The sequence below is a fragment of the Streptomyces sp. S4.7 genome (genome assembly GCF_010384365.1).
Taxonomy (GTDB): Bacteria; Actinomycetota; Actinomycetes; order Streptomycetales; family Streptomycetaceae; genus Streptomyces.
This window is the reverse complement of sequence record NZ_CP048397.1, coordinates 1777006-1798041: the sequence shown is the minus strand read 5'-3', so window position 1 is coordinate 1798041 and position 21036 is coordinate 1777006. Positions and strand designations below refer to the sequence as shown.

Genomic DNA, 21036 nt, shown 5'->3' with positions numbered 1-21036 from the left:
CGGCTGAACGCGGCGGGTGGGCCGCACAGTACGTCCGTAGTACGGAGAACACATCGTGACACCGGGGGTGGGGGACACGTGGCCAGACGCGAACGGGTCGTACGCATGTCGGTCGAGCAGCCGCTGTGGCGCGCGCTGACCGCGTACCGCCTGCTCACCATGGTCTACGCCGTTCTGATCTTCGCCTTCGGGCGCGACAAGTTCGAGCGCCCCTGGGTCGCCACCGGGTTCTTCGTCGTCCTGGTCGTCTGGACGGTCCTCACGCTGCCCAAGGTGGCCAACGCCGTCAGCTGCACCAGGCGTTTCCTCGGCGTCGACCTCACCATCGCGCTCGTCGGCATCCTTCTCACGCCGGTCGTCGACGTGCAGGCGCGGTACACGGACGGCCCCACCCTGCCGACCATATGGACCGCGGGCTCCGTCCTCGCCTTCGCCGTCAAGGGCGGCTGGCGCTGGGCGGCCTTCGCCTCCTCGCTGGTCGCCGTCGCCAACCTGGTCGGCCGCGGCACCCCGAGCCGCGACACCCTGCACAACGTGCTGCTGGTGTGGGTGGCGTCCATCGCGATCGGCTACATCGTCGAGGTGGCCCGCGCCTCCGAGCGCACGCTGGCGCGCGCCCTGGAGATCGAGGCGGCGACCCGGGAACGGGAGCGGCTGGCACGCGACATCCACGACAGCGTGCTCCAGGTCCTGGCGATGGTGCAGCGGCGCGGTACGGCCCTCGGCGGTGAGGCGGCGGAGCTGGGCCGTATGGCCGGGGAGCAGGAGGTCGCGCTGCGGACGCTGGTCTCCAGCGGTCTCGTGCCGCCCACCCGCGCCTCGGAGGACAGTTCTCTCGGGGCGGTGGTACGCACCGTCGACGACGCGGAGTACGCGGAAGGGAGGGCCGGCGGGGCGGACGACGCCGCCGACGAGGACGGGCGGTGGGATCTGCGTACGCTGCTGGCACCGCTCTCCGGCTCCGCCGTGACGCTCGCCGAGCCGGGCGCTCCCGTTCTGCTGCGGCCCGCGGCCGCGCGGGAGCTGACGGCGGCTGTCAGTGCCGCCCTGGACAATGTCCGCAGGCACGCCGGAGACGGCGCGCGGTCCTGGATCCTGGTCGAGGACTCGCCGGACGAGGTGATCGTGACCGTCAGGGACGACGGCCCCGGCATCCCGGAGGGCCGGCTCGCGCAGGCGGAGGGGGAGGGGCGCCTCGGTGTCGCGCTCTCGATCCGGGGCCGGCTGCGGGAGTTGGGCGGCACGGCCGAGCTGATCTCCGTCCCCGGCCAGGGCACGGAAGTCGAGTTGAAGGTTCCACGGGGGAAGGCGGAGCGATGAGCGAGCAGACGGACAACAACATCGGCGGCAGCGGCGACCGGCGGGGTGCGGGCGCGGAGAGCGCCACGGACGGCGCGACGCGCGTGATGGTCGTCGACGACCACCCGATGTGGCGCGACGCCGTCGCCCGCGATCTGGCCGAGGCCGGATTCGACGTCGTGGCGACGGCCGGTGACGGCCCCCAGGCGGTGCGCCGCGCGACGGCCACCACCCCCGACGTGATCGTCCTCGACCTCAACCTGCCCGGCATGCCCGGCGTCCAGGTCTGCAAGGAGCTGGTCGGCAGTCTGCCCGGCCTGCGGGTGCTGGTTCTCTCGGCGAGCGGCGAGCACGCCGACGTACTCGAAGCGGTGAAGTCCGGCGCCACCGGCTATCTGCTGAAGTCGGCCAGCACGGCGGAGCTGACCGACGCGGTGCGGCGCACCGCCGTCGGCGACCCGGTCTTCACCCCCGGACTCGCCGGGCTGGTCCTCGGCGAGTACCGCAGGCTCGCCTCCGAGCCCGCCCCCGCGGCGTCCGACGAGCCCAAGGCACCGCAACTGACCGAGCGCGAGACCGAGGTGCTGCGCCTGGTCGCCAAGGGGCTCTCGTACAAGCAGATCGCCGAGCGCCTGGTCATCTCGCACCGCACCGTGCAGAACCACGTGCAGAACACCCTCGGCAAGCTCCAGCTCCACAACCGCGTGGAGCTGGTGCGGTACGCGATCGAGCGCGGCCTCGACGACGTCTGACGCGTGCCCGTCCCGCGCGGTCCTTTCCGCGGCCGTCGCGCAACCGCCTCCCACCGCCCTCTGGTGCTACGGAAATGACCCTGCGCACCATGCCTGAGTGACCTGTGTCACTCACGCGTGGCTCAGGTGCGTCACCGACGGCGAAGGGAAGTGTTTCCATGCGGGTCGGAGTATTGACCGGGGGCGGCGACTGCCCAGGGCTCAATGCGGTCATTCGTGGCATCGTGCGCAAAGGCGTCACGGAGTACGGGTTCGAGTTCACCGGCTTCCGGGACGGCTGGCGAGGACCGCTGGAAGGCGACACCGTACGGCTCGACATCCCCACCGTGCGAGGCATCCTGCCCCGCGGCGGCACCATCCTCGGATCCTCGCGCACCAATCCCCTCAAGACGGCGGACGGGATCCGCCGGATCAAGGAGAACCTCGCGAGCAGCGAGGTCGACGCGCTCATCGTGATCGGCGGTGAGGACACCCTGGGCGTGGCGGCCCAGCTCTCCGACGTGCACGGCATTCCCTGCGTGGGTGTGCCCAAGACCATTGACAACGACCTCTCGGCGACCGACTACACCTTCGGATTCGACACGGCGGTCGGTATCGCGACCGAGGCGATCGACCGCCTCCACACCACGGCCGAGTCCCACATGCGCGTCCTCGTCTGCGAGGTGATGGGGCGGCACGCGGGCTGGATCGCCCTGCACTCGGGCCTGGCGGGCGGCGCGAACGTCATCCTCATCCCGGAGCAGCGCTTCGACATCGACCAGGTCTGCGCCTGGGTGACGTCGCGTTTCAGGGCCTCGTACGCGCCGATAGTCGTCATCGCGGAGGGAGCGATGCCCAAGGACGGCGAGGTCATTCTCAAGGACGGGACGCTGGACTCGTTCGGCCATGTACGGCTGTCGGGCGTCGGCGAGTGGCTCGCCAAGGAGATCGAGAAGCGCACCGGCAAGGAGGCGCGGACCACGGTCCTCGGCCATATCCAGCGCGGGGGCACGCCGAGCGCCTTCGACCGGTGGCTGGCCACGCGGTTCGGGCTGCACGCGATCGACGCGGTGAAGGAGGGCGACTTCGGCAAGATGGTCGCCCTGCGCGGCACGGACATCGTGCGCGTCCCGATCTCGGAGGCGATTGCGGAACTCAAGACCGTCCAGCCGGAGCTCTATAAAGAAGTCGGCGTCTTCTTCGGCTGACCGACCAGCACAAGGGCGGCTCGCGCGGCGCGTGGGCCGCCCATGTCCTCAACCGCCGGACGGGCTGCGTTCACAGCCCGTCCGGCCGGACCGATCCGCCGCCCCGCGCAGGCGTCCCGGCCCCGAAGAGGACTCGCGAGCCCCGGCCCCGCACCTCCCCGCGGTGTCGGCCACCGCTGCCGAGACGCGGGAACGAACGAGCCCGGCATCGGCAAGCCCTCACCCTACGAGCCCACCGCCCACGGCCTGGGGCGTGTCCGGGATGTAGCGCCGTCCGCCCGGAGGGGCGGGGCCCGCGGCGGCCGGCGCGGTGCATCGCAGGGCGGAGGGCCGGTGTGGTGGATGGACCGGCCGTACTCGGCCCGACAACGCAGGGGGGCACCTCCCGTGCCCCCTCGGGGGCTCCGGGGGAGACGCACCGTGCCAGGCGTCGCGGGCCGGGCGGGACATTCCGCCCACGGCCTAGCGCCGCCGCTCCACCCCGCTGCCGCGCATCGCGTCGGTGACGAGGGCGGTCACGATCTCGGGGCCGCGCAGGGTCAGTACGGACTCCGGGTGGAACTGCACCCCGGCGAAGCCCGGACCCCGCAGCGCGTGGACCTCTCCCGCCTCGTCCCGGCTCACCTCGATGCCGCGCGTCGCCAGCTCCGCCGCCCGCGCGTCGTCGCAGCGGGCCGTGAAGCTGTTGTAGAAGCCGACCGTCTCCGTTCTGCCGAAGAGTCCGATCCGGGTCTGCGCGCCCTGGTGCGGGCGCCGCTTGCGCGCCGTGACGAGTCCGAGTTCCGCCGCGATCAGCTCGTTGCCGAGACAGACGCCCAGCAGCCCGCCCCGGTGCTCCCGGAGCAGCGCGGCGCTCAGCGCGCGCAGCGTGCGCATCCGGGGGTCGGCGGGGTCCGACGGATCCCCCGGTCCGGGGCCGAGCACCACCGGTCCCCGGTGCGCGAGCACGGCCTCCGTACCGAGGCCCGGTTCGTCGTAGCGCCGTACGGTCACATCCAGCCCGGCGGACCGCAGCAGGTGCGCGAGCATCGCCGTGAAGGTGTCCTCGCTGTCGATGACCAGCGCGTGCCCCGACAGCGACGCCGAGCGCTCCTGCATCCTCAGCCAGAACGGCGCCAGATGTGCCCGCCGCGAGTCCAGTGCGGCCCGCACCCGCGGGTCGTCGGCGAGCGCCTTTTGTACGAAGGCGCCGCCCGGCCGCCCCGCGTGCACGCCCAGTGCCGCCAGCACCCCCGCCGCCTTGGCGTGGGTCTCGGCCACCTCGCCCACCGGGTCGGAGTGCCGTACGAGCGTCGCCCCCACCGGCACGCGCAGTCCGCCGCCGGCGTCGATGTCCGCGGTCCGGATCAGGATCGGGGAGTCGAGGGTCTGCGCGCCGCCCGCGTCCCGTCCGACGAGGGCCAGCGCGCCCGCGTAGTAGCCGCGCCCGGTGCCCTCCCGCCCCAGGGGCTCGTACCGCGCGATGACGCGGCACGCGTTCTGCACCGGCGACCCGGTGACGGTCGCGGCGAACATCGTCTCCCGCAGGACGTCGCGGACGTCGAGCGAACTGCGCCCGCGCAACTCGTACTCCGTGTGCGCGAGATGGGCCATCTCCTTGAGCCGCGGCCCGACGACCACCCCGCCCATGTCACCGACGGTGCACATCATCTTCAGCTCCTCGTCGACGACCATCGACAGCTCGTCGGTCTCCTTGCGGTCGCCGAGGAATTCGAGCAGCGCCTCGGTGGTCAGCCCCTCGGGCGGATAGCGGAACGTGCCGCTGATGGGGTTCATCACGACGGTGCCGCCGCTCATCCGCACATGCGCCTCCGGGCTCGCCCCGACCAGCGTCCGCCCACCCGGCTCCCGCCCCCTCCCCCCTCCGGTGTGCACCACGAACGTCCAGTACGCGCCCCGCTCGCCGGCCAGCAGCCGCCGGAAGAGCGCCAGCGCGTCGGCGCGCCCGAAGCCGGGAATCCGGCCCTCGAAGGTCCGCCGGATGACGAAGTTCGCGCCCTCGCCACGGCCGATCTCGTCCTCGACGACCCGCCGGACGATGTCCGCGTACCGCTCGTCGTCGATGTCGAAGGCGCCGTCCTCGACCCGGACCTGGTGGGCGGGGAGATGCGCGAGGACATCGGCGAGCGGCAGCTCGTACGACTCGTCCGCCACCAGCACCGACAGCGGTGTGCCGTCGTCGTGCGCCTCGAAGCCGCGCTCCCGGATCTGCCGGAACGGGACCAGGGCGAGCGAGGGACGCTCGTCGTCGGCCGGGATGTCGGCCAGTCGGCGCACCTCGCGCACGTCGCCGACGAGCAGTTCCACGGTGTCGTGGTCGCGCCCCGGCGTGCGGCGGCGCAGCAGGGCGAAGGGCGGGCAGTCGTCGTCCAGGAGCCGGGCCAGAAGTCCGCCGGTGTCGGGGTGGGCGACGTCGGGGCGTCCCACGTCGGCGCGGGCGGGGTCGGTGTCCATGCGGGGTGGTTCCTTCCGGAGAGGAGGAACGGCCCCGATTCCCGGTCCGTGTCGGCCGACGGGCCGGGAAACACGGAAGGCCGCCCCTCGGGCGGCCTTGCGATTCGGTGTTGCGCGCGTGAATCAGCGGACCGCCGGATGTGCGGTCCACCACCAAGCCTGATTCAGCTGCGTCAACATGCCGCGGATCTTAACCGACATCGTCCGCCCGCGACACGAAGGTGGACATCTGTCTCATCCACTGAGAGTCGGCGTGGACGGCTGCCCGGAACCCGTAATGTTGTCCGCGTGACCGTGAACGCTGACACCCGAGCACCCGCCGCACAGGCGACCTGGCGAGACCTCCCCGCGGCGCAGCAGCCCGAGTATCCCGATGCCGAGGCCCTGCGCGCTGCCGTCGCGGAGCTGGAGAGCTATCCGCCGCTCGTCTTCGCGGGCGAGTGCGACCAACTGCGCGCGAGGATGGGCGCCGTCGCCAAGGGTGAGGCGTTCCTGCTCCAGGGCGGCGACTGCGCCGAGGCCTTCGACGGCGTGTCCGCCGAACAGATCCGCAGCAAGCTCAAGACCCTGCTCCAGATGGGCGCGGTCCTCACCTACGCGGCCTCCGTGCCGGTGGTGAAGGTCGGCAGGATCGCCGGGCAGTACTCGAAGCCGCGTTCCAAGCCCACCGAGACGCGTGACGGTGTGACGCTGCCCACCTACCGGGGCGACTCCGTCAACGGCTTCGCCTTCACCGAGGCGGCCAGGGTCCCGGACCCCGAGCGGCTGAAGCGGATGTACCACGCGTCCGCCGCGACGCTCAACCTGGTGCGCGCCTTCACCACCGGCGGTTACGCGGACCTGCGCCAGGTGCACGCCTGGAACCAGGACTTCGTGAAGTCGTCCCCGTCCGGCCAGCGTTACGAGCGTCTCGCCCGCGAGATCGACAACGCGCTGAACTTCATGAAGGCGGCGGGCACCGACCCGGCGGAGTTCCGTACGGTCGAGTTCTTCTCCTCGCACGAGGCGCTGCTGCTCGACTACGAGTCGGCGCTGACCCGTGTGGACTCGCGCACCGGCAAGCTGTACGACGTCTCGGGCCACATGGTCTGGATCGGTGAGCGCACCCGTCAACTGGACGGCGCGCACATCGAGTTCGCCTCGAAGATCGCCAACCCGATCGGCATCAAGCTCGGCCCGACGACGTCGGTCGACGACGCGCTCAGCTACGTGGACCGGCTCGACCCCGAGCGTGAGCCCGGCCGGCTGACCTTCATCGTCCGGATGGGCGCCGAGAAGGTCAGGGACAAGCTTCCCGAGCTGGTCGAGAAGGTCACCGCGTCCGGCGCGACCGTGGCCTGGGTGACCGACCCGATGCACGGCAACACCTTCGAGGCGGCGTCCGGCCACAAAACCCGCCGGTTCGACGACGTGCTGGACGAGGTCAAGGGCTTCTTCGAGGTCCACAAGGGCCTGGGCACCCACCCCGGCGGCATCCACGTGGAGCTGACCGGCGAGGACGTCACCGAGTGCGTGGGCGGCGGCGACGAGATCTTCGTCGACGACCTCCACCAGCGCTACGAGACGGCCTGCGACCCCCGGCTCAACCGCAGCCAGTCGCTGGATCTGGCCTTCCTCGTCGCGGAGATGTACCGGGCGCAGTAGCGCACCGGGCCGGGCGCGGCAGGCACGCGGAGCAGTACGAGGGGTGGGGCGCGGATCGCGATGTGATCCGCGCCCCACCCGCGTACGGGGGCCTTTCGCACGCACCGGGGCGGCAGGTAAGGTTAGGTTTGCCTCACCGTGCCCACGGGGACGGTGCCAGCCAACGATCCCGCCGGGAGGTGAACCGCGTGTACGTCTGCTCTTGCTTCGGCATCACCGAGAAGCAGGTCCGGGAACACGCGGAGGCGGGTGCGTGCACCCCCCGCCAGATCGCCTCGGCATCGAAGGCCGGCACGGACTGCGGTTCGTGCGTGCGCAGCATCCAGTCGATACTCGGGCGCGGCGGCTGCCCGCGCCGTGAGCTGTCGGCGCCGGCCGCCGTGAGTGCCACCGCCGTGGAGACCGCCGTCGCGCAGGCGGCCGCCGTACAGGCCGTGGGCAGGCCGGCGGGCCTGGAAGCCGCCTGACGCAACGGCGCGCCGAGGGCTGCGGGCCGTGTCAGCTGTCGGGCTGCTCGATCAGCTGCGCGATGTACAGCGCCTCACCGAGTTTCTCGACCAGCTCCAGCTGGGTGTCGAGATAGTCGATGTGGTGCTCCTCGTCCGCCAGGATCGACTCGAAGATCTTCGCCGACGTGATGTCGCCCTTGGCCCGCATGACGTCGACCCCGCGCCGGAGCCTGTCGATCGCCTCGACCTCGATCTGCCGGTCGGCGTTGAACATCTCGGTGACGGTCTGGCCGATCCGTACATGGAAAAGCCGCTGATAATTCGGCAGACCCTCCAGGAAGAGAATTCGGTCCGTCAGGATCTCCGCGTGCTTCATTTCGTCGAAGGACTCGGACCGTGTGTACTTGGCGAGCTTCGTCCAACCGAAGTTCTCCTGCATTTTGGCGTGGAGGAAGTACTGGTTGATCGCTGTCAATTCGGCGGTCAGCTGCTCATTGAGGAACTCGATGACCTCGGGGTCGCCCTGCATCGCAGAGGCTCCTTCCGCACGGGGACTGGCCAGGATGCGCGCATCCTCGCACCGACTTCCGAAGGGCGTCCAGTAAGGCCGTACTTAGTAGCAGTTGCCCGAATCGGGCTGTACCTGGTCATGACCACCCTTCGTGGTCTGTCACCATGGAAGGCATGGGTCAGCCGCGGAGCCGGGAAGAACGGGAGTCGGCGCAGTCCGGGCTTCCGCCGGGGCAGCGGCTCCAGCGTGGCTGGCCGGTCACGCATTACGGCCCCGTGCCGAAGTTCAGGCCCGAGCGCTGGGAGTTCCGGGTCTTCGGCGCCACGGCCGACGGGGACAAGCGCTGCTGGAATCACGAGGAGTTCTCGGCCCTGCCGTTCTCGACGGTCGTCGCCGATCTGCATTGCGTGACAAAATTCAGCATGCTCGGGGCCGAATGGGGCGGAGTGCTCGCCCGTACGATCCTGGAACTCGCTCCGCCGGCGCCGGCCGTCACCCATGTCATGATCTGGGCCGAGTACGGCTACAGCGCGAATGTCCGTCTTGCCGACTTCACCTCGGAACGGACCGTATTCGCCACCCACAACGGCGGTGAACTCCTCACCGCCGAACACGGATTTCCGCTGCGGCTCGTCGTGCCGCACCTTTACGCGTGGAAGGGCCCGAAATGGGTCCGGGGCGTGGAATACATGACCGCCGACCGCCGCGGCTTCTGGGAGGAGCGCGGCTATCACAACATCGGCGACCCCTGGAGCGAACAGCGCTACTCGTACCAGGAAGGCCCCGGGGACGGCCCGGAGCTCTAGCCGTCGAAGTCCCGGCCTCTGGGGGTTCCGCAATGGGTTCAGGCGTCGCGCAGCTTCTTCAGCAGGGCCACGTCCGCCGCGTGGCCCTCCTTGCCGCCGGGGGTCTCGATCACCAGCGGCACGCCCTCGGTCGCCGGATGCGAGAACAGCGCCTGGAACGGCGCCTCACCGATATGGCCCGCGCCGATGTTCACGTGCCGGTCCTTACGGGCGCCCGACACGTCCTTGGAGTCGTTGGCGTGGATCAGCCTGAGCCGGCCGGGACCCACCGTCTCCACCAGCCGGTCCAGTGTCCGGTGCGCCCCGTGCGGCGCGGCCAGATCGTGGCCCGCCGCGAAGATGTGGCACGTGTCGAGACAGATGCCGAGCCTGGGGTGCGCGTCGAGCGCGTCGAAGTACGGACCGAAGTCCTCGGCGAGCGAGCAGAGCGAGGAGCCCTGCCCCGCTGTCGACTCCAGCAGCAGATACGGGTCGTCGTCGTGCGTCAGCTCGTCCAGGAGCGGCAGCATCCGCTCCCGTACCTGCGCCAGTGCCACCTCGCGCGGCCGGCCGCCGGTCGCCGAGCCGGTGTGGACGACGACGCCCGGGGCGCCGATCTCCCGGCCCCGGCGCAGGCTGTGCCGCAGTGAGTGCACCGACCTCTCCGCCGTCTCCGGCGTGTGGGAGCCGAAGTTGATCAGATACGGCGCGTGGATGTACGCGGACAGCCCCTCGGCGGCGCACCGGTCCCGGAACAGCTCGTCCTGCGCCGGGTTCCCGCCGGGCGTCGCCCAGCCGCGCGGATTGGCCACGAAGACCTGGACGGTCTCGGCGCCGATGTCACGCGCCCAGGCCAGCCCCACGCGGGCGAGACCGCCCGCCACCGGGACGTGGCCGCCGACGGGATTGCGCGGGCGGTCGGGGAGCGTCAAGCCTCAGATTCCCTTGGTCGAGATGGTGATGGTGCTGCCCTCGGCGGCCTTCTCGCCGCCCTCGACGGACTGCTTCGACACGGTGTCGTCCAGGAACGGGAAGCTCCGGTCGACCTCCACCTCGAAGCCGGCGTCGTTCAGCTCGCTCGTGGCCGCGTCTGTCGACTTCCCCGTGACGTCCGGGACGGCGAGCATCCGCGGGCCCTTGGAGATCGTCAGCGTGACGGTGTCGCCGCGGGCGAGCCTGCTGCCCTCCTTCGCGGACTGCCTGGCCACCGCGCCCGATTCCTCGGGGGAGTTGACGCGCTCGGCCGCGATCTTCACATCGAGTCCCGCGTCCTCCAGCGAGGCGGTCGCCTCCTCCTCGGACCGGCCCGTCACATCGGGCATGTGGACCGGCCTGCCCTTGCTGACCACCAGCGCCACGCCCGCGTCGGGCCGCAGCTCCGTACCCGCCTTCGGCTGCGTGCGGATGATGTCGCCCTGATCGGTCTGCTCGTCGAAGGACCGGGCGACGACGCCCGGCGCCAGCCCGACCTTCCTCAGCGCGTCCTTGGCGTCGGCCAGCGACTCGCCGGCCAGGTCCGGGACCCGCACGATCTCCGGGCCGCGGGAGATGACGAGGGTCACCGATCCGTTGCCCCGTATCCGCGCCCGGGGCTCCGGGTCGGTGCGCATGACCGTGCCGCGCTCGAACGTGTCGCTGAAGTCCTTCTCGACGCTCGCGTCGAGCCCGGCGGCACCGAGGCGCTTCTTCGCCGTCTGCTCGGTCTGCCCGAGGAGCGAGGGGACGCGGGTGAACTGCCCCGAGTTGATATACCAGACGCCGACGCCCACACCGAGCACCAGCAGTGCGGCGACCACGACCGCCAGGACGCTCCCGCGGGGCGCGGAGGCGAGCCTGCCGGTCCGGCGGCGCGCGGGCGGCCGGTGCGCGGGCGCCTCCGGGCCCGGAGGCGGCATCGTGAGCCGACTGGTGCGGCGGACCTGGTCGTCTCCGTGGGAGGCGGCCGACAGGTCGGCGGTACCGGAATCGTCGGGCGAGGCGTCGGGGCGGACGAGGCGCGGAATCACGCTCGTGCGGTCGTCGGAGCCGTGGACTGCCGCGCCGCGGGAGGCGCCGTGCGGGGCGGGTGACGCGTCGTGGGAGCGCCCGCTCCCGCTGCCGGTGGCGCTGTCGTGGCCGTCCTGGGACGGCTGCGAGGCGCCGACCGGGACCGCCCCGTTGCCGCCCCGTGTCCCGCGCTTCGTCGCACGGGCGGCCGACGAGGTCTCCGCGGTGGCCTGCGGCGCTACCGCGTCCAGCTGCGCGTCGTCGAGCGCGGCGCGCGTGCGCCGGGTCAGCGCGAGCATCGCCACCGCGTCCTCGGGCCGGATCTCCGGATCGCGCGCGGTGGCCGCGGCGACCAGTTCGTCCAGCTCGACCGCCATACCGGGCACCGCGGCGGACGGCGCGGGCACGTCCTCGTTCAGATGGAGGTAGAGCACCTGCGCGGGGGTGTCCCCGCCGTGCGGTTTGGCGCCGGTCAGCATCTCGTGCAGGACGACACCGCACGCGTACACGTCGACCCGGGTGTCGGAGGTGCCGTACTCGATCTGCTCCGGGGCGAGGTAGGAGACCGTGCCGAGGATCGTGCCGGTGGTGTTGGTGACCGAGCCGACGGCCCGTACGAGGCCGAAGTCGGCGACCTTCACCCGGCCGTCGTCCCCTATCAGGACGTTCTCCGGCTTGATGTCCCGGTGGATGAAACCGGCCCGGTGGGCGGCGCCCAGCGCGGCCAGCATCGGCTCCAGGATGTCGAGGGCGGCACGCGGCTGGAGGGCGCCGCGCTCGCGCAGGACGTCCCGCAGCGTGCAGCCCTCCACGTACTCCATCGCCAGGTACACGTAGGCGCCCTCGGCGCCCTGGTCGAAGACCCCGACGACGTTCGGATGCGCCAGCCGCGCCACCGACTTGGCCTCGCGGATGAAACGCTCCACGAAGGTGGCGTCGGTCGCCAGGGCCGGGTGCATCACCTTCAGGGCGAGGACCCGGTCGAGCCGGGTGTCGACGGCCCGGTAGACCGTGGCCATGCCGCCGACGGCGATGCGCGCGTCGACGCGGTAACGGCCGTCGAGCACCTGCCCGACGAGAGGGTCCCTAAGGGTCGTATCCACCCGTTGAGTCTACGAGCCGCCGCCGACACTCCCGCAGCCCCGGGTCGGGCCCGACACGCCACTGGAGCCGTCTTGTGACAGCACGCACACCGCATCGCGGCAATCGGCCGTCGCCTTATCCGGGGGAGCCCCACCTCGGCCGGGGAGCGCGGGGCGCACGGGGCCTCAGAAAGCCGGGCGTTCCGGATCCAGCGCCGCCAGCCCCTCCGTGGGAGACGAGGCGTCCGCGAAGTGACGGCGCGGAATGCGCCCCGCGCGGTGCGCCAGCCGGCCCGCCTCGACCGCGTGCCGCATCGCCTCGGCCATCAGGACGGGCTCCTGGGCGCGCGTGACCGCCGAAGCCAGCATCACGGCCGCGCAGCCCAGCTCCATGGCGAGGGCGGCGTCCGACGCCGTACCCGCCCCCGCGTCCAGGATCACCGGCACGCGCGCGTGATCGGTGATCAGCCGGAAGTTGTGCGGGTTACGGATGCCCAGACCCGATCCGATCGGGGAGCCGAGCGGCATGATCGCCGCGCACCCCACGTCCTCCAGCTTTCTGGCGAGCACGGGATCGTCGTTCGTGTACGGCAGGACGGTGAAGCCGTCGTCCACCAGCGTCTCGGCGGCGTCCAGCAGTTCGATCGGATCGGGCAGCAGCGTCCGTTCGTCGGCCACCACCTCCAGCTTGATCCAGTCGGTGCCCAGCGCCTCGCGTGCGAGCCGTGCGGTGAGGACGGCCTCGCCCGCGGTGAAGCAGCCCGCCGTGTTCGGCAGGACCCGGATGCCCAGCCGGTCGAGGACGGACAGGACCGAGCCCCGCACGTTCGGGTCCAGCCTGCGCATCGCGACGGTGGTGAGTTCGGTGCCGGACGCGGTCAGGGACCGCTCCAGGACGTCGAGGCTCGGCGCGCCGCCCGTCCCCATGATGAGCCGGGAGTTGAGGACGGCGCCGCCGATGGTGAGCCGGTCGTCGGACATCGGGTCAGCCTCCTTGGACCGCGGTGAGGATCTCGACGCGGTCGCCGTCGGACAGGGTGGTGTCGGACCAGCGCCCGCGCGGGACGACGGTCTCGTTGAGCGCGGCGGCGACGCCCGAGGGAGCGGCCGTCAGGGTCGCGACGAGGACGTCGAGCGTGACGGGGCCGGCGAGGACGCGGGCTTCCCCGTTCACCGAGACGGTCATGGACCCGGGCCCGCTGCCGGACGGGTGCGAATTCACGGTGTCGGTCATGCGTGCTGCTCCTGACCTGCACGGACGGTGGGGGAGGGGGCCGAGGCGCCACCGGGCGGGAAGCGTGCGGGGGTGAAGGGCCGTGCGTGGTCCGGCAGTTCACCCGTCGTGAGGACGGTGGCCATCACCCGGCCCGTGACGGGCGTCAGGAGCACCCCGTTGCGGTGGTGCCCGGTGGCCAGATGCAGCCCCGGCAGGGCGGTCGGCCCGAGCAGCGGGGCGTTGTCCGGCGACGTCGGCCGCAGCCCGGCGAGGGTCTCGGTGAGCGGCAGTTCGGTGATGCCGGGGAGCAGTTCGTGGGCGTCGCGCAGCAGCTCGTACACCCCGCCCGCAGTCACCGTCGTGTCCCAGCCCAGCTCCTCGCTCGTCGCCCCGACGACCAGCTCGCCGTTCTCGCGCGGCACGAGATAGATGTGGCTGCCGCGGACCTCGGCCCGCAGCGTCCGGGACAGGAACGGGGCGTACGGGCGCGGCACCGTCAGCCGCAGGACCTGGCCCTTGACCGGACGTACCGGAGGCAGGACGTCGTCCGGCACGCCCGCCAGCCGCCCGCTGAGGCTGCCCCCGGCGACGACGACCTGATCGGCGCCCAGTTCGGCGCCGCCGGCCACCGTGACCCCGGCGGCCCGGTCCCCGGCCACCCGCAGCCGTTCGGCCCACGCCCGGTGGAAGACCACCCCCGACCGCTCACAGGCCGTCACGAGGGCGGCCGCGAGCCTGCGCGGGTCGATCTGGTGGTCCCCGTCGACCCGCAGCCCGCCGCGGACGCCGGGAGCGAGCATCGGCTCCAGCCGCCGGCACTCGCGGCCGGTGAGCCATTGCGACTCCAGACCCGACCTCCTTTGGAGGGCGTGGAGTTCACGCAGCTGCGCCCGGTCGTCGCTGTCGAGAGCGACGGCGAGCGTGCCGCAGGCGCGGTAGCCGGTCTCCTGCCCCGTCACCGACTCCAGTTCGGCGACGAAGTCGGGATACAGCTGCGCCGAGGCGATGTTCAGCGCCAGCAAGGTCTGTTCGCCGTGGTCGAGTTCGCTGACGGCGGCGAGCATCCCGGCGGCGACCCGCGCGGCGCCGCCGCCCGGCTCCGGATCGACGACGGTGACGCCGAGCCCGAGCTGCGCCGCGCGCCAGGCGGTGACCAGGCCGATGATCCCGCCCCCGACCACCAGGACGTCGGACCGCCCGGATTCCCGGTACCGAACATGAGATGACCGCATGGGTGTCCAGCTCCTCCCTTCGCCGGCATGACCCGGATCAGGTTCGTACGGTCGGAGGCCGCGTCAGCCTCCCTCTCAGCCCGGTGCGTACGGGCTCCCGCGAGGTGTGAAGTCTTCTGTTCGCCACTGATGACAAGTGCTTTACGGTCAGGGTAACCCCCTGTCCCCGCCCCCTGTAAGGGAGTCGTCGACCCCGCCGGTTCCATAAGGTGATCGGGTGAGCGAGCAGCGGAAGCAGACGGACGAGCGGCGCACCGTCGTCGTCGGCGCGGGAATGGCGGGTGTGCAGACCGCCGTGGCACTGCGCGAACTGGGGCACGAAGGCCCCGTCACCCTCATCGGCGCCGAGCGTCACCAGCCCTACGACCGGCCCCCACTCTCGAAGGCCGTCCTCCTCGGTGCGGCGGAAGGTTCGGCCTTCGACGTGGACTTCGACGCGCTCCGTGCGGAGTTGCGGCTGGGTCTCGAAGTGACCGGTGTGCGCCCGGCGGACCACGAGGTGGACACGGAGGCGGGGCCGGTTCCCTACGACGCGCTGGTCATCGCCACCGGCGCCGAACCGATCACCCTGCCGGGCGCCGACGGGGTCCCGGGTGTTCACCTGCTGCGCACCCTGGACGACGCGGCGCGGCTGCGCCCCGTCCTGGAGCGCAAGCACCATGTCGTCGTGGTGGGAGCGGGCTGGATCGGCGCCGAGTTCACGACCGCGGCCAGGGAGGCCGGCTGCGAGGTGACCGTCGTCGAGGCGGCGGCCCATCCGCTCGCCGGCGCCCTGCCCGCCGAGGTCGCCACTCCGATGGCCGACTGGTACGCCGAGAGCGGCGCCGAACTCCTCACCCACGCGCGCGTGGCGAGCGTCGAGCCCGGCCGGGTGGTTCTCTCCGACGGCCGTGAGCAGGCGGCGGACGCGGTGGTCGTGGGCATCGGCGCCAGACCCGCGACGGCCTGGCTGGCGGGATCCGGCATCGTGACCGGCGCCGAGGGCGCCGTCACCGCCGACGACCGGCTGCGCGCCTCGGCGCCCGGTGTGTACGCGGTCGGGGACTGCGCCTCGTTCCCCTCGGCCCGCTACGGGGAGCGGCTGATGGTGCACCACTGGGACAACGCGCTCCAGGGGCCGCGCACGGTCGCCGCCGACATCGTGGGGGAGTCCCACGAGCCCTACGACCCGGTGCCGTACTTCTGGTCCGAGCAGTTCGGCCGTTTCGTGCAGTACGCGGGCCACCACGACCGGGCCGACGCCCTCCTGTGGCGCGGCGACCCGGCGAGCGCCGCCTGGTCGGTCCTGTGGCTGCGGGAAGGGGCGCTGGTGGCGCTGCTCGCCGTCGGCAGACCGCGAGACCTGGCGCAGGGCCGCAAGCTCGTCGCGGCGGGTGCGCGGATCGACACGCGGCGGGCCGCCGACCCCGCCGTACCGCTCAAACTGACGGCTCTGTGACCGTGTCCCGCGCGCTCTCCCCGGGCCGGGGGTACCGCTCGTCGGCCCAGTCGGTGCCCGGCTCGGCTTCCGACTGTCAGTCCGGGATGGCAGGCTTGTCCTGTGACTGAGATTGACGCAAAGATCGATGCTCTCGTCCCTGCCTGGCTTCACCTGCCCGATATCGCGGAAATGCTCGATATCGAGGTGACGCGTGTGCGTCAACTGGTGAAGGAGGGTCAGCTGATCGCCGTGCGCCGCGGTGAGAATCGGGCGCTTCAGGTGCCGGCCGCCTTCATCGACGGCAAGAAGGTCGTCAAGGGCCTCGCCGGGACCCTGACGCTCCTGAGGGACGACAGCTTCACCGACGAAGAGATGCTCGAGTGGCTCTTCACTCCCGACCCGTCCCTGCCGGGCACGCCCGCGCAGGCCCTCAGCGAGAATCGCGGTACGGAGGTGAAGCGCCGCGCCCAGGCGCTCGCCGTCTGACGGCACCACCACCACCGGCCGTGCGCGGGCCGGGCGGCCCCCGGCCCGCGCACGGCCGTCATGACAACGATCCGACGGGGGAGACCCGCATGCCCGCAGCGCCCGGTGCGCCCAGCGCACTCGATCTGCTGTCCGACGCCCGGCTCTATCTCTGCACGGACGCACGGAAGCGGCAGGGGGATCTTCCCGAGTTCCTGGACGCCGTCCTCACCTCCGGTGTGGACATCGTGCAGCTTCGTGACAAGGGCATGGAGGCGGCCGAGGAGCTGGACCACCTTCAGGTCTTCGCCGACGCCTGCCGACGCCACGGCAAGCTCCTGGCCGTGAACGACCGGGCGGACGTGGCGCACGCCATCGGTTCCGACGTGCTGCACCTGGGCCAGGGGGACCTGCCCGTCTCCGCCGCCCGCGCCATCCTCGGTACGGAGCTGCTGATCGGCCGCTCCACACATTCCGAGGCCGAGGTGATGGCCGCGGCCGGCGAGCCCGGCGTGGACTACTTCTGCGCGGGGCCGTGCTGGCCCACCCCCACCAAGCCGGGCCGACCCGCCCCCGGACTCGACCTCGTGCGGTACGCGGCGTCGATGGCCACCCGGCGCCCGTGGTTCGCGATCGGCGGGATCGACACGGGCAACCTCGAAGAGGTGCTGGACGCCGGGGCCCGCCGGGTCGTGGTCGTACGGGCCCTCACGGAGGCGGACGACCCGGCCATGGCGGCCGCCGGCATCGCCAAGCGCGTACGGGACCGGGTCGCCTGACACGGTCCGCCGCACCACCGTCACCCGCCCCAAAGCCCCGGACCCCCGGACCCCCGGCTCCGGTTGCGGGTGCGCTGTCCGAGGGGTGGACAGGCATGGTGTGAAATGGACAAAAAGGCCTGCTCTGGTTGGGTGATCGCCGTGCCCTCGATAACCTTCCCGTATGGCCCTTGGTACAGCTTCGACCAGGACGGATCACGCTCGTACGGTGCGTGACCTGCTTGCGACCGGCAAATTGTCGTACTCGTTCGAATTCTGGGCGCCCAAGACGGAGAAGGGCGAGCGGAACCTCTGGAACGCGTTGCGCCGGGTCGAGGCCGTCGCCCCGAACTTCGTCTCGGTGACCTACGGCGCCGGGGGCTCCACCCGCGCGGGCACGGTCAAGGCGACCCAGCAGATCGCCTCCGACACCACACTCACCCCGGTCGCCCACCTCACCGCGGTGAACCACTCGGTCGCCGAGCTGCGGAACATGATCGGCCAGTACGCGGACGCCGGGATCAGGAACATCCTCGCCGTGCGCGGAGACCCGCCCGGCGACCCGATGGGCGAGTGGGTCAAACACCCCGAGGGCGTGACGTACGCGGCCGACCTGGTCCGTCTGATCAAGGAGTCCGGCGACTTCTGCGTGGGCGTCGCCGCCTTCCCCGAGATGCATCCGCGCTCGCCCGACTGGGAGAGCGACATCCGGCATTTCGTGGCCAAGTGCCGCGCGGGCGCCGACTACGCCATCACCCAGATGTTCTTCGACCCCGAGGACTATCTGCGGCTGCGGGACAAGGTGGCGGCGGCCGGCTGCGACACCCCGATCATCCCGGAGATCATGCCGGTCACCAACGTCCGGCAGATCGAGCGCTTCTCGCAGCTCAGCAACGCGTCGCTGCCCCCCGCACTGAAAGAGCGGATCCTCTCCGCCGCGGAGGATCCCGCCGCTGTACGCTCCATCGGTATCGAGTACGCGACTGAGTTCTGCGCGACGCTGCGCGCGGAGGGTGTCCCCGGACTCCACTTCATTACACTCAACAACTCCACGGCGACGCTCGAAATTTACGAGAATCTCGGACGGCACGAGCAGTCGTGACCGGTCGTACACGCCCCGACCCGGGGCGGTGACCGCAGGAGAGGGGCGGGCATGGGCTGGACGGTCCTCTACATCGCGTTCGGCATCGTCGCGCTGTGGCTGCTGGGTGAAGTACTGCTCCAGTACAAGGCGCGGCTCCGTTGGCGACTTCTCGCCTTCACGGGTTTCGTCGGCGTGGTGCTGGGTGTCCTGCTCGCGTCCGTTCCGGTCATCGCCGTCGGCGCGATCGCGTTCGCGGTCGGCCAGACCTATGTGACGCTCTCGTTCCGCCGCGGCTTCTCCACCGGCTGGGCGATCGGCGGCAGCCCCGGCGTGAGCCGCCGCCGCAGGGCCGGCGGCGGTGAGGCCGAGACACGCGAACCGAGCCTGGAAGTCTCGGACTTGGAGTACCGGCCCGTCGCGGCGGACAACATGGGCGCCGGTCCCGTCCCCGGCGAGCCCCCGCTCGCGGCCTCGGTCTACGAGCCGGAGCCGATGCCCGACGAGACCGGGCAGTACGGCGTGTACAGCGACGCGGCCTACCAGGCGACCCAGTACGGCAACTACGACCCGTACAGCGGTTACGACGCCCCCACGGGCCAAGGCACCTACGCCGGTCACGACGCCTACGCGGGCCAGGACGCCTACTCCGGTCAGGCCCAGGATGCCTACGGCTCCACCGACACCTACGGTGCCGGGGACCCCTACGCGAGCCAGGGCCAAGACGCGTACGGCGGTCAGCAGGACCCGTACGCGGCGCAGAGCGGCCAGAGCGGTCAGTACGACTACGACACGGGGCAGCAGCAGTACGCCGCCTACAGCGACCCGTACGGCGCCACGAACAGCGGCGGCGATTCCTACGGCGCGTACGACAGTTACGGCGGCCAGCAGCAGTACGCGGCCCCCTACGGCGACCAGAACGGGCAGGGCGGCGGCCGGGCGGGGTCGCCCGAGTACGGCGCGGAGACGCCGCCCGGCGGGGTCTGGGTCCCGCAACAGCGAGAGGGCGAGAACATCCCCCCGATGCCGCAGCAGGCGCCCGAGCAGTACGGCTACGACCCCGACCACGACGAGCAGCGCTACCGCTACTGACTGACGGCCCGCCCAACTCCCGCGACGTCCGCGCGGGTTCGAACGGTGTCAGATGTCCTCGCCCGGCCGCGCGGGGAGTTCAGCGCGACCCGCGGAAGTCCGCGCCCTCCACGATCAGCCCGGCGACCAACGTCCCGGACATGCCCGCGTGCGCCAGCCCGCCACCCGGGTGCGCCTCGCCGCCCACGAGATACAGACCGGGCAGCCGCGTGCTGTTCGACGGACGCAGCAGCCGGCCCTCCGCACCCGCCAGCGAGGGCGCGGGCACCGAGCCGCCCCGTGCCCCGGTGCCGGCCGCCGTGTCGGCGGGCGTACGGATCTCCCGCCAGGACAGCCGCTCCCGCAGTTCCGGCACGGCGGCGCCGGCCGCCTCCACCAGTACATCGGCGTACCGCTCACGCAGCCCCGCGTCGTTCCAGTCCACCGGACCGTGCGGTGCGACGGTCGCCGTGAGGGTGAGCGCCTCGTGCCCGTCGTCCGGACGCGTCGTCGGGTCGTCGGGCCGCAGCACCGTGACCGTCGGCCGCTGCGCCGTCCGGCCGGAGAACACCGCGCCGGCCTCGTCGCCGCCGTCGGGGGAGTGCACCACCGTCCGGTGCGCCGTGCCGTCCGGCCTGCCGCCGCGCAGGGCCAGCAGCACCGAGAACCTGCCGGGGACCGACGGCACCCCGCTTCCGCCCGCGTCCCAGGGCCGTACGTCGTCGTCCCGCCACAACTCCCGGTCCACGAGCGCCTCCGGGGCCGTGCCCGCCACCACATGGTCCGCCTCCACGACCGTCGGGGCGGAGGCGGCCGGTCCCGGCGCCAGCTCGACACCGGCGGCGCGGCCGTCCTTCTCGACGATCCGGATCACATCGGCCCGGAAGACGAACTCCACCCTGCGCTCCAGGCACCGCTCGTACACCGCGTGCGCCAGCGCCCGCATCCCGCCCCGCACGTACCAGGTGCCGAAAGTCTGCTCCATGTACGGCAGCAGGGCGGCGCTCGCGGGGGTGCGCCGCGGATCGAGTCCGTACGACAGGACGTACCCCTCGAACAGCGCGGCGAGCCGGCGGTCGGCCAGCTCTCCCGTCCCCACCTCGGCGACGGTGCCCGCCACCCGGGGCGCACGCAGCAGCCTGCGCTGCCGGACGGCCGGATACGGATCGCGACCCAGTACCTGCCAGTCGCTCCGCAGCGGCTCCTCCAACAGAGGCCGCCGTGAACGGTCCCAGGCGTCCCGGGCCCGGCCGAGGAAGTCTCCCCACCGTGTCCCCGCTCCGTCGCCGAGCGCGGCGTCCAGGGCCGAGACGACTCCGGCGCGCGACGCGTTCGGCAGGCGGACCTCGGTGCCGTCGGGGAAGAGATGCCTGCTCGCCGGGTCGACCTGGGTCATCCGTACGCACTCCTCGAGCGGCTTCTTGCCGGTCTTGAGGAACAGGTCCCGGTAGACGGCCGGCAGATGCAGCAGCGTGGGTCCCGTGTCGTACGCGAACCCGTCGCGTTCGAACCGGCCCAGGGCGCCGCCGTACGTCGCCGAGCGTTCGTACACCGTCACCCGGTGCCCGGCCACTGCCAGCCGGGCAGCCGCCGCCATCGCGCCCATCCCGGCGCCGATCACCGCAATCAGTGCCATGGAAGTGG

Annotated in this window: 19 protein-coding genes and 1 riboswitch; of the genes, 11 read left to right on the top strand and 8 right to left on the bottom strand. The window is 71.9% G+C overall.

From position 1 onward, the window contains the following. The first annotated feature begins 78 nt into the window (after positions 1–78). From SSPS47_RS07910 to SSPS47_RS07900, 3 genes are all read left to right on the top strand, one after another. Positions 79–1320 (top strand): DUF5931 domain-containing protein, encoded by a 1242-nt coding sequence (locus SSPS47_RS07910; protein WP_164249787.1) that lies wholly within the window; start codon positions 79–81, stop codon positions 1318–1320. An 86-nt stretch (positions 1321–1406) separates the two neighbouring features. Then, the gene (locus tag SSPS47_RS07905) at positions 1407–2051 is read left to right on the top strand and encodes a response regulator transcription factor (protein ID WP_147872780.1); all 645 of its coding nucleotides are present in this window, start codon (positions 1407–1409) and stop codon (positions 2049–2051) included. 158 nt (positions 2052–2209) lie between these two features. Next, positions 2210–3238 carry a 6-phosphofructokinase gene (locus SSPS47_RS07900; protein ID WP_147872516.1) on the top strand — a complete coding sequence of 343 codons (1029 nt, stop codon included), beginning with the start codon at positions 2210–2212 and terminating at the stop codon, positions 3236–3238. Positions 3239–3700: 462 nt separating this feature from the next. On the opposite strand, the gene SSPS47_RS07895 is transcribed toward SSPS47_RS07900, so the two are convergent. Beyond that, complete coding sequence (locus SSPS47_RS07895) at positions 3701–5692, bottom strand: anthranilate synthase family protein (protein ID WP_164249785.1); 1992 nt, start codon at positions 5690–5692, stop codon at positions 3701–3703. Between the two features lie 288 nt (positions 5693–5980). Here SSPS47_RS07895 and SSPS47_RS07890 point away from each other — a divergent pair, with 288 nt between their 5' ends. After that, positions 5981–7336 carry a 3-deoxy-7-phosphoheptulonate synthase class II gene (locus SSPS47_RS07890; RefSeq protein WP_164249783.1) on the top strand — a complete coding sequence of 452 codons (1356 nt, stop codon included), beginning with the start codon at positions 5981–5983 and terminating at the stop codon, positions 7334–7336. A gap of 179 nt (positions 7337–7515) precedes the next feature. Next, complete coding sequence (locus tag SSPS47_RS07885) at positions 7516–7803, top strand: (2Fe-2S)-binding protein (protein ID WP_239064807.1); 288 nt, start codon at positions 7516–7518, stop codon at positions 7801–7803. Positions 7804–7834: 31 nt separating this feature from the next. On the opposite strand, the gene bfr is transcribed toward SSPS47_RS07885, so the two are convergent. Beyond that, the gene (bfr, locus tag SSPS47_RS07880) at positions 7835–8314 is read right to left on the bottom strand and encodes a bacterioferritin (RefSeq protein ID WP_147872509.1); all 480 of its coding nucleotides are present in this window, start codon (positions 8312–8314) and stop codon (positions 7835–7837) included. Between the two features lie 155 nt (positions 8315–8469). Between bfr and SSPS47_RS07875 the strand changes: the two genes are divergently transcribed. Further along, entirely contained in the window at positions 8470–9102 is a 633-nt protein-coding gene (locus SSPS47_RS07875) for a sulfite oxidase-like oxidoreductase (RefSeq protein WP_147872507.1), read from the top strand. Between the two features lie 38 nt (positions 9103–9140). On the opposite strand, the gene SSPS47_RS07870 is transcribed toward SSPS47_RS07875, so the two are convergent. The 5 genes from SSPS47_RS07870 to thiO all read right to left on the bottom strand — a co-directional run bounded on the left by SSPS47_RS07870 (position 9141) and on the right by thiO (position 14597). Then, positions 9141–10013, bottom strand: coding sequence for a deoxyribonuclease IV (locus SSPS47_RS07870; protein ID WP_164249780.1), 873 nt, complete (start codon positions 10011–10013; stop codon positions 9141–9143). 3 nt (positions 10014–10016) lie between these two features. After that, complete coding sequence (locus tag SSPS47_RS07865) at positions 10017–12170, bottom strand: PASTA domain-containing protein (protein WP_164249778.1); 2154 nt, start codon at positions 12168–12170, stop codon at positions 10017–10019. 165 nt (positions 12171–12335) lie between these two features. After that, a complete protein-coding gene (locus SSPS47_RS07860; protein WP_164249776.1) occupies positions 12336–13130 on the bottom strand; it encodes a thiazole synthase in 795 nt (264 codons plus the stop codon). Between the two features lie 4 nt (positions 13131–13134). Further along, complete coding sequence (gene thiS / locus SSPS47_RS07855; RefSeq protein WP_164254440.1) at positions 13135–13335, bottom strand: sulfur carrier protein ThiS; 201 nt, start codon at positions 13333–13335, stop codon at positions 13135–13137. A gap of 44 nt (positions 13336–13379) precedes the next feature. Further along, entirely contained in the window at positions 13380–14597 is a 1218-nt protein-coding gene (gene thiO / locus SSPS47_RS07850; RefSeq protein WP_164249774.1) for a glycine oxidase ThiO, read from the bottom strand. After that, a riboswitch (TPP riboswitch) is annotated at positions 14594–14708 on the bottom strand. (Overlaps the previous gene by 4 nt.) Positions 14709–14814: 106 nt before the next feature. Here thiO and SSPS47_RS07845 point away from each other — a divergent pair. The 5 genes from SSPS47_RS07845 (at position 14815) to SSPS47_RS07825 (ending at position 19413) form a co-directional block, all read left to right on the top strand. Further along, complete coding sequence (locus SSPS47_RS07845; protein ID WP_164249773.1) at positions 14815–16035, top strand: FAD-dependent oxidoreductase; 1221 nt, start codon at positions 14815–14817, stop codon at positions 16033–16035. A gap of 102 nt (positions 16036–16137) precedes the next feature. After that, a complete protein-coding gene (locus SSPS47_RS07840; protein ID WP_147872496.1) occupies positions 16138–16503 on the top strand; it encodes an Rv2175c family DNA-binding protein in 366 nt (121 codons plus the stop codon). A gap of 89 nt (positions 16504–16592) precedes the next feature. Next, a complete protein-coding gene (gene thiE, locus SSPS47_RS07835; RefSeq protein ID WP_147872494.1) occupies positions 16593–17261 on the top strand; it encodes a thiamine phosphate synthase in 669 nt (222 codons plus the stop codon). A 163-nt stretch (positions 17262–17424) separates the two neighbouring features. Beyond that, entirely contained in the window at positions 17425–18342 is a 918-nt protein-coding gene (metF, locus tag SSPS47_RS07830) for a methylenetetrahydrofolate reductase [NAD(P)H] (RefSeq protein WP_164249771.1), read from the top strand. Between the two features lie 51 nt (positions 18343–18393). Continuing rightward, positions 18394–19413, top strand: coding sequence for a hypothetical protein (locus SSPS47_RS07825; protein ID WP_164249769.1), 1020 nt, complete (start codon positions 18394–18396; stop codon positions 19411–19413). A gap of 79 nt (positions 19414–19492) precedes the next feature. On the opposite strand, the gene SSPS47_RS07820 is transcribed toward SSPS47_RS07825, so the two are convergent. After that, positions 19493–21028, bottom strand: coding sequence for an NAD(P)/FAD-dependent oxidoreductase (locus SSPS47_RS07820; protein WP_164249767.1), 1536 nt, complete (start codon positions 21026–21028; stop codon positions 19493–19495). Between the last annotated feature and the right edge of the window lie 8 nt (positions 21029–21036).